Consider the following 13,677-nt stretch of genomic DNA (forward strand, 5'->3'; position numbering starts at 1 on the left):
GCGATGCGCCTCCTCTACGCCCTTCAGAAAAGCAGGTTTCTGCTGTTCGGCGTCCTGGCCGCGATCATCGCCGTCGGCGTCGCCTCGCTTGCCGGACTGCCTGTCGAGCCAGTTCCCGACATCTCCCCGCGACAGGTTCTGGTGTCGGTCGTAGCGCCCGGCCTCGCCACGGAGGAAGTCGAAAAACTCATCACCTTCCCGGTCGAAAGCGCGATGACCGGCCTGCCGGACCTCGTGGACCTGCGCTCCATTTCACGTTCCGGCGTATCCGTCGTCTATGTGCAGTTCGCCGACAGCACCGACATAGATCTCGACCGAACGCGGGTGAGCGAGCGGATTGGACAGCTGCGCGGCTCCCTTACCGTTCCGAACCTGTCCATCAACATGGGCCCCCGCTCGACCGGCATGGGCGAGATCATGCAGTTCCGTGTGGAGGGCAAGGATCGCTCCCTGATGGAACTGAACCGCTTCGCCGCCTGGACGATCGCGCCGCAGTTCCGGCTGATTCCGGGTGTCGCGGACGTCAACATCAACGGCGGCGGGGAGGAAACCTGGCAAGTCAGTCTGAGCGACGCACGGCTCGTCGCGTATGGCGTCTCCGTCAGCGACGTCTTTCGCGCGGTCGAGGCCAATAACGCCGCCAGCGGCGGAGGCTGGATCGAGCGCCACGCTGAACAGCAGATTGTCGTTGGACGCGGCCTGATCCGCGACCTTGCGGATTTTGGCGCCATACCGGCGCGCGTCGCCCCGGACGGGACGGTCATCCGCCTGCGCGACCTTGGACAGATCTCGCGCGCGCCCCGCACCCGACTGGGCGCGGTGACGCATGACGGCATGGGTGAAGCTGTCGTGGGCGTCGTGATGATGCAGCAGGGCGCGAGTTCGAACGCCACGCTGGACGAAATCCGACGGCGGCTTCCCGCTATCCAGCGCAGCCTGCCTCCGGGCGTGCGCATCGCGCCGTACTACGCGCGCGACGGACTGACGGAAAAAACCATCGCGACCGTAAAGGAAAACCTCGCGCTGGGCGCGGCGCTGGTGATCGTTGTGCTGATCGTGGTGATCGGCGACTGGCGCGCCTCTCTGGTGATCGCCTCCAGCATCCCGTTCGCGCTGATCTGCGCCATGGCCGGCATGCGGCTGTTCGGCGTGTCGGCCAACCTGCTCAGCCTTGGCGCGATCGATTTCGGCATGATTGTCGACAGTTCTCTGGTCGTCGTCGAACACGTTCTTTCACGCAGGGCGCGCGAACGTGACGTGGCGTTGCCAACGCTGGTGGTCAGTTCGCTTGCGCAGGTGATACGCCCCGTCAGCTTCGCAATCCTGGTGATTGTCATGGTCTACCTGCCAGTACTCACGCTGCAGGGCGTCGAAGGCAAGATGTTCCGCCCGATGGCCCAGACCGTGATCATGGCTCTGCTCGCCTCGCTCGTGTGGTGCGTCGTGTTCATCCCCGTCATTGCATCGCTCGCCCTGCGCCGCAGCCCGATACACGCCGTCGACGACGGCGTGAACGAGAACGCAGGCGACACGAAGCTGGTCGCGATCCTGCGTCGGGGCTACGGCCCCATGGTCGCGTGGGGGGAAGCGCACCCGAAAACCATGTTCGGCTCGGCCATCGGCGTTTTTCTTCTCTCCGTGTTTCTCGCCACCCGGCTGGGCGGCGAGTTCATTCCGACGCTGGAGGAAGGCGCCCTGACCGTCACGACGACGCGCCTGCCCAGCGCATCACTCCCTACCGTGCTGACGGGCGTGACGCAGCAGGAACGGATTCTCCGCTCCTTCCCCGAAGTCACGTCAGTGATCAGCACGACCGGCTCTTCCGCCATTCCCACCGACCCTATGGGCGTGAACGAAACGGACAGCTTCATCTTCCTCAAAAACCCGTCGCAATGGACGACGGCTCGCACTCAGCAGGGACTGGTCGACGCGATGAGCCGCAGGCTCCATGACGAATTGCCAGATACGCTGCAGAACTGGAGTCAGCCGATCGAAATGCGCATGGACGACCTGCTCTCCGGCGTGCGGAGCCAGATCGCCGTATCAATCTACGGCGACGATCTGGACGTTCTCTCACGCCTCGCCCGGCAGATCGCGGCGACAATGGCGGCAATCCCCGGCGCGGCGGACGTTGCGCCGCAGGACGATGGAACCGTGCCGTTCGTGCATATCGACATCGACCGCGACCGCGCCGCGCGGCTGGACGTGGCCGCATCCGACATCCTCGACACAGTGTCCGCAGTCGGTGGCCTCGTCGCACGGCCAGTGATCGTGGGCGACGCCATCATTCCGACCCAGATCCGCTTCGCCGCCTCCGACACAGCCTCCGTCGCGCAGATAGGACAGCTCCGCGTAAGACGCTCGGACGGGCGGGCCTCCACCCCCCTTTCCTCCGTGACGCATATCGCAGTTCAGGATGGTCCGCCGCGCATCAGCCGTGACGGCATCCGCCGCCGTATCATCGTGCAGGCCAATGTGCGCGGCCGCGACCTTGGCTCTTTCGTGACCGAAGCGCAGGCGCGTGTGAGCAAGGCGGTGTTTCTGCCCCCCGGGTATCGCATGGAGTGGGCCGGACAATTCCGCAACCTGCAATCCGCGATGCGTCGGCTGGAGATCGTCGTGCCGATCGCGCTTGCACTGATCTACGTCCTTCTGGTCGCCGCCCTTGGCTCGGCGCGCGCCGCCCTGCTGGTGTTCCTCAACCTGCCTATAGCGGCCACCGGCGGCATTGTCCTTTTATGGGACAGGGAAATTCCCTTCAGCATTTCTGCGGGCATCGGCTTTATCGCCCTGTTCGGCGTGGCGATCCTGAACGGCGTCGTGCTGCTATCCGCCATCGGCACGTTACGGAGAGACCTGGCGCTGGACGCCGCACAGGCGGCGTTCCGGGCGGCCGATGAGCGGTTTCGCCCGGTCATGGCGACGGCGCTGGTCGCAAGCCTCGGCTTCTTCCCGATGGCGTTTTCGACAAGCGCAGGGGCGGAGGTCGAACGGCCGCTGGCGACGGTCGTGATCGGCGGCCTCGTGTCCTCGACGCTGCTGACCCTTCTGGTGCTGCCGTCTCTCTACGCCCGCGTCATGCGGAGCCAAGCGTGATCCACCGGCGCTTGCCGGGGAGCGGCTGGGCCTCCAGAAAATGTGAAACAATAGAACTGCGCCACCGAACCCGTTGACGCCCATTCGGTTGAGGCCCGGATGGCGATCCGACTCTCGCCTTCCAGCCCCAACGCAGGCATGAGGCTTGATGCCCGCGTTCCCGCGCGTTGAATCGTCGAGGTCTACGACGACAACAGGCAATCCCACCGAAATACGCGCATCTCAGAACAGGTGAACCTGTTCGTAACGCCAGAACCTTTGATCGGGCGGGCCGCGCCGACCGTTTCTCAAGGCGAACGCAACCTGAACGCGCTGCGCCGAGACCTGATTTTCGACCGACCGAAGCGCGATTGTCAGAGGGCCGCCGCCTGAGCCAACCTTTTTGTCTGCGCGGGCGCACGCCAGAGCCGCACGACGCGGTCTTTTCCAAAGCGGCGTTTTCCGCTCACATACGGCCAGCGCGCCTGCCCGGCGCCCAGAGCCTCCAGCCGATCACAGGACCCAACTCTCCATGACCGCTCTCGCCGCTCCAGATACGCAAGCCCACCGTGTCCGCACCGCTATCGAGACGTTACGAACACGGTTCGGCGATCGGGTCTGCACGACACACTCAGTTCGCGAAGAACACAGCCATGGCGAAGCGCTGGACATCTCCCGCCTGCCTGAAGCAGTCATCTACGCAGAAAGTACCGAAGACGTGTCGGAAACGTTGCGCGTATGCCATCAGCATCGCGTCCCCGTCGTCGCATTCGGAGCCGGCACCTCGCTGGAAGGCCATGTGACGCCGCCAGAGCACGCCATCAGCCTCGACCTGTCGCGGATGACGAAGATCATCGCCGTGAACACGGACGATCTCGACTGCCGCGTGCAAGCGGGTTTGACCCGACAGTCCCTGAACGCGAACATCCGCGATCAGGGACTGTTCTTTCCGGTCGATCCTGGCGGAGAAGCGACGTTGGGCGGCATGTGCGCCACGCGCGCATCCGGCACGGCCGCCGTACGTTACGGCACAATGAAGGAAAATGTTCTTGGTCTTACGGTCGTTCTCGCAACAGGCGAGATAATTCGAACCGGCGGTCGGGTGCGCAAATCCTCAACAGGCTACGATCTGACGGCCCTGTTTGTCGGATCGGAGGGGACGCTCGGCGTCATCACGGAAATACAGCTCAGGCTCTACGGACTCCCCGAAACCGTATCCGCAGCGATCTGCCAGTTTACGAATCTGGACGACGCCGTCGCCACGACGATGCAACTCGTGCAGATCGGTTTGCCGATCAGCCGCGTGGAGTTGCTGGACGAAGTACAGATGGGCGCCTCGATCCGCTATTCCAGACTGGAAAACCTGAAGCCCTTACCAACACTCTTCTTCGAATTCGCCGGAGCCCCGGACGCCGTGAGTGAACAGGTGCGAACGACGGAAACCATCGCGCTCGACAACAACGCATCGGGCTTCACATGGGCTGACACGGCCGAAGAGCGGTCACGCCTGTGGAAGGCGCGGCATGACGCGTTCTGGGCGGCGAAATCGCTCGCTCCGGGGGCTTTGGTGATTTCCACAGACTGCATCGTGCCGATTTCAAAACTTGGCGTTCTCATCGCGGGCGTCCGCAGGGATATCGACGCGTCCGGCCTGCAGGCGGCGCTTCTCGGACATGTCGGAGACGGGAATTTCCACGCATTGTTGATCGCAGAAAACAGTGACGACGGACGCCGTCGCATCCTCGAACTCGACCGCCTTATCGTTGGGCGTGCGCAAAGCCTTGGCGGTTCATGCAGCGGCGAACACGGCGTGGGTGTGGGCAAACAGGAATTCCTGGAAACGGAACACGGAGACGGAGCCCTTAGCCTGATGCGGGCGCTGAAACACACCCTCGACCCCGATGGAATTCTCAACCCCGGAAAACTTCTGCCGGCGGGCAGAGTTTATGGGCGCGAAGCGTCACTCAATTCATAAACGCGACGCGAAATCGACGTCCCTTGCAAGAACTCCGTCCAGCATCTGCGCATCTGCGGACGTCGGGCCAAAATGATTACGCCCGATAGTCCTTACGACTGAGCGCATGTCCGATTCCGTGAGAACACTGTGGCGCGCAACAGCGTCTCTTTGCTGAAAATCACTCCGATAATGTACGCCACGACTCTCCTGACGCATCAACGCCGAAATCATCGTCAGACACCCCATCAGCGCCGCATCGTCATAGCCGGAACAACGAGAGAGCGTATCCAGTTCCCGCAGAACTCCAGCGCGATTTCTGACCGGCCCGAGTGCGTTCCCGAACGCCTGTCGCACCATAGACAATTGCCGATGCAACGGTGCACGGTCCGGACGAACGCCAGATACGTCGCATAATGGAGAGAGCGACGCGCCAAGGACGCTCTCCGCTACAAATCCGCTGCAAACCACGGCCTCCAGCAGCGGATTACCCGCGCTGATCGACGCGCCATGGAACCCGGTGCACGCAACCTCTCCGCACGCCCAAAGTCCAGGAATGGAGGAGCGCCCCGCGACATCCACTTTAATCCCGCCGATCTGAAATGCAGCGGCCGGACGAACCGGCAGCGCCTGCGTCTTCGGATCGAGACCCCGTGCTCGGCACTGCTGAACCATCGCATTCAGCGCGGGATCACGCTTGAAAGCGTCTGCGGTTAAAGCGCGCGTTATGTCAAAAAAAACTGCACGCCCTTGAGCCCGCCGCACGGCGATATCACGCGCGAGCGACCCCGGGTCGCGTTGCTCGACATTCAGCTTGCACCCGGCGTCGTCAAACAACACGCCATACTTGCAGAATTCGACAGGCGCATAGACCCCAGTCGAGCGCGCATCGCCCTCGTCGAGCGTCAATGGATGAAAATAAATCAGCTCCAGATCTGAAAACTCCACGCCTGCGCGCGCAGCGACCGCCATACCCGCTCCAATCTCCGGCCCCTGCGTCAGGGCGCCGGGAAAGAGACCGCAGGCGCCCCCGGACGCAAGAATGACAATGTTCGTGTCTATCGCAAGCAATCTCTCGCCAACGTCAAGGCTAACGCCCCGGACGTGTCCATCGATAATCGTAAGCCGCCTAAGCATCGCGGGCGCCACGATGGTCACGTTTTGGCGCTCATGGACCTTCGCCAGCAACGCCGCATGAAGCGCCGCCCCCGAATCATGGGCGTCCAGCCCCACGCCGATGCGCGCCAAATCTTCCGACACATGCGGCATTGCGTCCGTGATTTGCTGAACGACTTCCGGAGACGCCAATCCCGCGCCACAGGCGAGCGTTTTCGCAGCGCGGTCCGCAATCGCTTCATCACGCCCCAGCGCCTTTCCAACGCCGGAGGCGAGCACCCCCGCGCCCGGCTTCTCAGCTGCCGAGACAATGACGCACGGCATGTCGCCAAGGCGCAACGCCGTGAGGAGCCCCGCCACTCCCGCACCCACGATCACAGGCTGCCCCCTCAACGCGTGAGTGTCCAGGGAACGCATCATCGAAGAACCGCGCTTTGGCTGGCCAGCCATTCCAACAAAAGAACGCAGCAAGAAACGCCTGCCATGTCGTGCTCCCGCCATAACTGGAGGTCTTCGACCCCACAACGGCTTACCCGACAAGTGTGATCATCTGGTTACCGACGCTTCGCGTTTTCGCGCGGGCCTTTCTCTCGGAGCGCCGCGTCGTCCTGTGGCGCCAGCACCGCATCCAACGTCTCGGACTGCAATTGCTCGATCACCACCGGAGGGGTCAGCGTCATCGTCTGCAGTTCACGCAGCGTTTCCATTTCAATTCTAAATCGGAACAAACGCGAGGGGCGACCGGGCGCATCAGAAACCAACCCGCCCGCAGCCGCCACAAGCTTTGCCCGTGTGATCTCGCGTCGAAACATCTGGCTATCGCGATGCTCACCCATCACGCCCTCCACGCCAGCCTGCAACTGCCGCAAGGTGAAGTGGCGCGGCATCAACTCGGTTGGAACCGATAACGAGCGAAAGGCATTGCGCACCACGCCAAGCGCCCGCGCGAGATGCCGCTCCCGATCGCCCAACTTGCCCACGCCCAACGCATGCAAGACGTCTTCGTTGATACGACCTTCGACCACCGCCTCCCTCAGCGCCATGAAACGCTCGTACGCCAGCTCGGGTCGCCATGGCCATCCACCAGTCCCGAACAGGGCGTTGATCCGGCGTCGATAAAGCTGCCCCACCGAATAAGACGTCGTATCGATCGTCTCCATCAGCATTGCCGCCAGAATTTCAGGATTCACCCATTTCTGACCTGACTCGTTTCCGCGCTCCCGCGCCTGATCGCCCTGCGACCGCCGATCTTCCCACGGCAGATAATGATAACAAGGGGACCAGTTGGCTGCGTCGCCCTCTATCGTGGTCGTCACCACATACAGGCTTCTGGCTGGTGAGCGTCCGTCCAGGCCTTCCTCCAGCGCCAGTTGTTCCGCACGCACCACTCCGGAACTGCGACGACGCGCCATCATGTCGCGAAGCGCCTCCGGAACGGAGCCGTGACGCAACTCGACACTGGGCATAAACCCGTCGCTTCCAGTCATTACATAAGGAACGTCGCCCTTGAGAGCGATGGGCACGGCTACGAGGACGATCCGTGTCCCTTCCCTCATGACCGCGGATCACCCCAACGACGTGCTCGGTTACGACGCTCAACTGCACAGCGTCAGTCTTCCGTCGGCAAGGACGCCAAATCCGACGCACTTTCGCCCGTAACCGGTCTACCGCCCCTCCCTCCTGATTTTCCGACAGCTCCCCACGCTTAATTCACAAGCGTTGCGAACATCCTCTCGAGACGGAGCAACAGGCTTCTGACTATCAAAACCTGACGGCGCCCCCGAGATCGGCCGCCTGCGCATTTCATCAGGGTGTCGCCCGCATGACAATTCCTTTCAGGAGGCAACCAACAGCGCTCCGGGACATTCTCCGTGCTGGCGCCACATGTTAGGGTCCGCTGAAACAGTGGGTCCATTTAGGAGAGACGGTATGGCGAAGAATGACGCCAAAGAAAGCTTGATTGCGCTCCTGCACGGCGTGGAGCATTTTAACACACAGATATTCCCCCAGAAGCGTGAACTGTTCGCTGAACTGGCCGACGGCCAATCGCCGACGACACTTTTCATCGCGTGCGCCGACAGCCGTGTGAACCCGACCCTGATCACGCAGAGCGACCCCGGCGAACTGTTCGTTCTACGCAATATCGGCAACATCGTGCCCGCCTACGGCGAGATGCTCGGCGGCGTGTCGTCGGCGATCGAATACGCTGTGCTTGCGCTGAAGGTAACCAGCATCATCGTCTGCGGCCACTCCAACTGCGGCGCCATGATGGCTCTTCTGGATCCCGACCCTGCAAAGCTGGCCAAGATGCCGACCGTGCAATCATGGCTTCGCAATGCGGAAGCCGCACGCGCGGTCGCTCTGGCCGCGACCGATGGCGGACCAGCGACGGTTCGCAGCATGGCGGAGCAGAACGTGCTGCTGCAGATCGCCCATCTGCGGACCCACCCCTCCGTCGCGGCCGCTCTCGCCAAGCAGGAACTGATCCTGCAGGGCTGGTTCTACGATATCGGCAGCGGCGAAGTTATGGTGCTGGACGAAAACACCCGTCGCACGATCAGCATCGAGCAGGCCGTTGCAAGTCTTGAGGCCTCGGAGAACGCGGCGGCCTGATACCGCGCCCTTCTCACCGCGCCCTTCTCACCGCGCACCGCTCTCGCGACCGTCGAAAATATCCGCTTCGCGAGGGCGGCCCCACGACATCCGACCGAGCATACCGTAACGATCGCCCCCTTGGGGCGCGCCACGCGCTGGACGGGCGCCAGCCGTCCAGCCATAACCGGCATGACGCACGACTTGGACATGGTCGCGAAACGCGCTGCACGGATACGATGACTGGTCGTAAAAAACGAAAATCTCCAGACGGTTTCATACGAAGAACCGTCATTTCCGCCGTGGCGGCGATGCTGCTCGTCACGATGCCGCCAAACGTATGCCTTGCGGGTCCGATCAAGATCGCAACATGGAATCTCGACTGGCTGACCAGCGATCCCGAGGGGCAGAAAAGCATTCCCCCAGACGTCTACCGACGACAACCCGCCGATTTTGCTCGCCTTTCGGCTTATGCACAAAAGCTGGACGCCGATGTCATCGGATTTCAGGAAGTCGATCAGCCACGCACGGCTGCGATGGTCTTCCCACTGTCGCGTTACGCGATCGTCATGTCGGACGACAGGATCGAACAGCGCGTGGGCATCGCGGTGAAGCGCATGCTGCATGTGACGCGCAACCGCGATCTCACAGCTCTCAACGTCTATCCGCCCACCGCGCCGCACGCACTGCGAAGCGGGCTGGACGTGACGATCGCAGACGGCTCGTCCACATTACGGGTTCTCGTGGTGCATCTCAAAACCGGGTGCTGGGACAACCCCTGGAACGAACGCGGCCATTCCTGTCCGACATTGGAAAATCAGTTCGAAATACTCAATGACTGGATACTCGAACGGACGGACGAAGGGCAGCCCTTCGCGATCATAGGCGATTTCAACCGACGCCTGGCGCCACATGATCCATTTTATATGGCTCTGACCCATGACGCGCCGCTCACGCTCACCACTTCCGGGCGCGCCAGTCCATGCTGGGGCGGGGAATATTTCATCGATCACCTGCTGCTTGGCGGCGGCGCAGAGCACTGGATGGCGCCGGGCAGCCTCCGGGTGGCAACCTTCAAAAATACGGACATCCCCCCTGACCACCTGTCAGATCATTGCCCCGTGTCGATCAAACTGTCTCCGCCCTGACCGAGCAGCCTCTTTGGCGGTCGTGCTCTGACATCTGACAAAAAAGCGCCGCAGATCAGCTTCGGGACGGTGAAATAAATTTCAGCCCTGCCGCGCCCGGAGAACCACAGCAGTTGAGGACGTCTGTGAAATGTCAGCCCGCGTCTACGGATTGACGCGCCGCCGTCAACGCCCGCAAGGTCGGGTCCTCATCCCACTCATCGACGGGAACGAGATCGACCCCAACGCGCAGCGTATCGCCGCCGCCGCCCAGAATCAGACCACGAACCGGGCTGATATCCGCGTAATCCCTGCCCCACCCCAACACCACATGCTCGTCCTGCACGACGATTCCGTTCGTTGGATCCAGGCCAAGCCAGCCGAACTCCGGCCCCAGCCACACCCCGACCCATGCGTGCGAAACATCTGCGCCCAGGCGACGCTTCTGCCCCTGCGGCGGGCGCGTGCGGATATAACCCGACATATATCGCGCCGGCAGGCCGAGCCAACGCAATCCGCTGAGCATCAGGTGCGTAAAGTCCTGGCAAACTCCTTCCCGCCGCGCCAGCACCTCGTCCGCCGTCGTCCGCAACGACGTGACGCCGGAGCGGAAGCGAAACTCCTTGAAAACGCGCATATTGAAATCGAGCACGCCTTCAAGCAGCGACCGACCCGCCGGGAATGATTGCGCTGCATAGGCGCCAACTTTTTCAGAGGCGCGACACATCGATCCGTCAAACAGAAACTGAGAAACATTAGCATCGAATCTTGAACGATCTCGAACAACTTCCCAGGAGGATATCTCCTCCACCGGGGGCGGAGCCGCAAACGCCACGTCAACTTCCGATACAGCCACAATCTCGAACCGCGTATGCGGCTCTTCATGGAAGAGCCAGAAGACCGGATTTCCGAAATGATCGACGCCGCCGTGACGTTTCACCGGCGCAGGTTCACAATCGAGACGCGTCCACAGCACCCGCTGTCCCGGCAGATCCCGCGGCGTTACATGCAAGACGTGCGCCGCAAGGTCGACCGGATTTCCATAGCTGTACACGGTCGAGTGACGAACGCGATAGATCATGCCAGCGCCTCGTCATGGCTGTCCGCCACAAGATCGTCGCCGATGATGCCGACCAGCCGTGGCGAGGTCAGAACGGAGAAATAACAGCGACCGATCTGGTCGGACAATGAAAGAACCGAAGCGCAGGCGCTGCGCAGCGCCTCCGGCGCATCGGCTGCGGCGCGGTCCTGATTCTGGTTCGCCAGCACCGACGCCACAACCATCGTCAACGAATCCAGAACCTGCGCCGCTGAGGCGGACAATTCGCCCGACGCCGCGCGTTGCGCCGCTGGCGCCGTCCCCCCGGCATTAGCCAGTTCGCCGAGGGAATCCCGCAACGCCGCCAACTGGAAACCGGCGCCGCGCGGATTGTCCGCATCAAGCAGCAGCAAATCGAGCACCGGCGCAGGCTGCACGACGCCGAAATAACGCGAGCGATAGGTTATGACGCTGTCACAGATTTCCAGCATCAACCTCAGCGCCGCCTCCATTCGCCCGCGCTGATGAACGCCGGGCTGCTCCAGAACGCCCGCGCAGCACGACAGAACCAGCGACGCGCGTTCGATTCTACGGCCAAGATCAAGAAATTGCCGCCCGCCCGAACGCACCATGTTTTCCGCCGTGAGGCCCGAGAGCGTCGCCCCATACACCAGCAACGCGTCGGTGATTGCCGTCACGCGCGCGATGGACCGCGACACTTCGCTACGGCTTGGCGCAGCCGCCAGCTTGTCCAGAAGATCGTTGGAATTGTGGATAATGAAATCACGCATCTCACGCGTCAGGCGATCGGAAAGCTCCGGGACGAGTCGGAGGATTTTTCGCAAAATACGTCCGAATAATCCCTGCTCTCCCATCGCCCGTGAGAGCGTGTGGATCAGTGCGGAAAGCCCATAACCGGAGGCCGGGATTTCATCGATAAGACCAACAGCGCGCAGCTCCCGCACGAGCGTCTCCAGATCGACCCGCTCTCGTGGAGATGGCTCGCCGCCCGCCATATGCGCGAGGACAACGCGTAAAAGTCGCGCAGTGCTGTCGATCTGTTCGAGATATCGGCCCAACCAGAAAAAATCGTCCGCAGCGCGGCTGGGGAGATCTCCCAAGGAGCGACGAATCGGCAGCGGGGTGGCGAGATGGACCGGATGCTCCCGAGGCGCGATCTGATCGTTGACGAGAACCCATACGTCCTTGACGACATGCTCATGACCGTCCCCATTCGTGGGGGCCGCGCCCTCATACACGCTTGCCAGGCCGCCCGGCATCACCGTCCAGTCCTCACCATCATGAACCGCGAACAGCCTCATCGTCACCGGCCTGGGCACAAACTCGTCCACGCCGACGGTCGGCGCGACTGACGGGGCCAGAACCGGGTGCGCCACGTAACGCCACGGGGCGCGCCGGATCCGGTCCACCGCCTCCGCGCGCTCGGCGGCGCCCAGTTCCGAAATCCGCAGGTAGGGTTCGGCCGGGTCCAACGCGGACCCGATCTTCCATGCAACAGACCGCTTTGCAGAGGCCCCCGAGCCTGCGTGGAGAATCTCGTCCAGACACCTCTCTCCGGCCTCATCTCCCAACCAAACGGAAGTGGTATTTTCCAGCAGAAGATTTTCGCCAAGGAGCCGATTGGCAAGCGGCGCGAGGAAGGGCGCGAGCCCCGGCGCCTCTACGAATCCACTACGCGGATCATTCACCAGCCGAACTGTCCCGGCACGGGCAGCGTCCAGCAAACCGGTGACGCCCCCCGCGCCAGTTCCATCGGGCTCCAGAGGATCGAGCGCTCGCCCGTCCTGACGGACCAGCAGCACATCCACCCGCCGAAGACCCCTTACCGTCTTCAGCCACAGTTCGCCCTCGCGAACCGCCAGATCTCCGGCCTCGACCAGGACACAGCCCAGTTCGCGGGCAAGAATCACATGCTCGCCCCAATCCCGGCAATGCGGTCCCGGCGTCAGCAACGCCAGACCGGGATTCGTCAATCCTTCGGGCGCGGCCCGCTGCAGAGATTCCTGCCAGATGTCGAGAAACGGCCCCAGCCGACGCAAATCCTGCCCGGAAAAGAATTCCGGCGCGACACGCACCATCTGGCGGCGCGCCTCCATCGCGACGCCCGCTCCGTCCGGCCTGACGCTCTGTTCCGCCAGAACCCGCCAGACGCCGTCCTGCTCGCGCACCACATCAACGGCGAACGACGACAGAAAGCGGCGGGAACGGCCGTGCTCGCCATCCAGTTCTCCCCCGCGCATGAATCCGCTGTTCGCCCACAGGAGAGCCGGAGGCAGCAGGCCCAGCGCCAACGTCTCGCGCTCCCCGTAGACATCGCGCAGCAGGCTTTCCGCCAAGCGCACGCGCTGAATGACCCCAGCCTCCAGCACCGCGAATTCCTCGGCGCGCAAGATTATCGGCAGGGGGTCGCAAATCAAAGGCCTGCTCTGACCTGCCACGACGTCCGGGCGGCGGGCCGCCTTGGCGCGCCCCTCGATCGTCTCGCTCAACGCCTCCATCGGCAGCGGCGAGCCTGTCTGGTCGGACAGCGCCACCGCGATCTGACGCTTCCTCGCCGCAAGTTCACGATGGCCAAGATCGGAAAACACGGCGAGCAGCCGCCGCCAGTGCTGGCGAACGCCGCCGCGACCGTCCACCATCTCGTCGAGGGGAATCGTCTCGTTCATAAGGAGTCGTTTTAAGGGGTGGCCCGATCTGTGCGCAATGCTCTCCACCAGTCGGCCTCTCGGGCAAGGTCCACCCATATCGAATCA

At 62.7% G+C, this 13,677-nt stretch carries 8 protein-coding genes; 4 read left to right on the plus strand and 4 right to left on the minus strand.

What is annotated here, in order from left to right; translation table 11 throughout:
• Positions 1-3 precede the first annotated feature (3 nt).
• Together G442_RS0102115 and G442_RS0102125 are read left to right on the plus strand one after the other, a co-directional pair.
• Positions 4-3,096: an efflux RND transporter permease subunit gene (locus tag G442_RS0102115; protein ID WP_026396653.1), complete on the plus strand. Its 3,093-nt coding sequence runs from the start codon at positions 4-6 to the stop codon at positions 3,094-3,096.
• A 511-nt stretch (positions 3,097-3,607) separates the two neighbouring features.
• Positions 3,608-5,050, plus strand: coding sequence for an FAD-binding oxidoreductase (locus G442_RS0102125; RefSeq protein ID WP_026396654.1), 1,443 nt, complete (start codon positions 3,608-3,610; stop codon positions 5,048-5,050).
• Here G442_RS0102125 and G442_RS0102130 read toward each other — a convergent pair.
• The gene (locus tag G442_RS0102130; protein WP_161628318.1) at positions 5,045-6,565 is read right to left on the minus strand and encodes an FAD-binding protein; all 1,521 of its coding nucleotides are present in this window, start codon (positions 6,563-6,565) and stop codon (positions 5,045-5,047) included. The genes G442_RS0102125 and G442_RS0102130 overlap by 6 nt on opposite strands.
• A 134-nt stretch (positions 6,566-6,699) precedes the next feature.
• Positions 6,700-7,701 (minus strand): NrtR DNA-binding winged helix domain-containing protein, encoded by a 1,002-nt coding sequence (locus G442_RS0102135; protein ID WP_026396656.1) that lies wholly within the window; start codon positions 7,699-7,701, stop codon positions 6,700-6,702.
• Between the two features lie 373 nt (positions 7,702-8,074).
• Between G442_RS0102135 and G442_RS0102140 the strand changes: the two genes are divergently transcribed.
• Both G442_RS0102140 and G442_RS0102145 read left to right on the plus strand, forming a co-directional pair.
• Positions 8,075-8,758, plus strand: coding sequence for a carbonic anhydrase (locus tag G442_RS0102140; protein WP_026396657.1), 684 nt, complete (start codon positions 8,075-8,077; stop codon positions 8,756-8,758).
• A gap of 305 nt (positions 8,759-9,063) precedes the next feature.
• On the plus strand, positions 9,064-9,885 hold the full coding sequence (locus G442_RS0102145; RefSeq protein WP_026396658.1) for an endonuclease/exonuclease/phosphatase family protein: 822 nt from the start codon (positions 9,064-9,066) through the stop codon (positions 9,883-9,885).
• A gap of 133 nt (positions 9,886-10,018) precedes the next feature.
• Here the strand turns inward: G442_RS0102145 and G442_RS0102150 are convergent, their stop codons facing one another.
• Together G442_RS0102150 and G442_RS0102155 are read right to left on the minus strand one after the other, a co-directional pair.
• Positions 10,019-10,945 (minus strand): transglutaminase family protein, encoded by a 927-nt coding sequence (locus G442_RS0102150; protein ID WP_026396659.1) that lies wholly within the window; start codon positions 10,943-10,945, stop codon positions 10,019-10,021.
• Positions 10,942-13,590, minus strand: coding sequence for a circularly permuted type 2 ATP-grasp protein (locus G442_RS0102155; RefSeq protein ID WP_026396660.1), 2,649 nt, complete (start codon positions 13,588-13,590; stop codon positions 10,942-10,944). Before G442_RS0102155 ends, G442_RS0102150 begins: the two co-directional genes overlap by 4 nt.
• Positions 13,591-13,677 lie beyond the last annotated feature (87 nt).

The organism is Acetobacter nitrogenifigens DSM 23921 = NBRC 105050, from assembly GCF_000429165.1.
Taxonomy (GTDB): Bacteria; Pseudomonadota; Alphaproteobacteria; order Acetobacterales; family Acetobacteraceae; genus Acetobacter; species Acetobacter nitrogenifigens.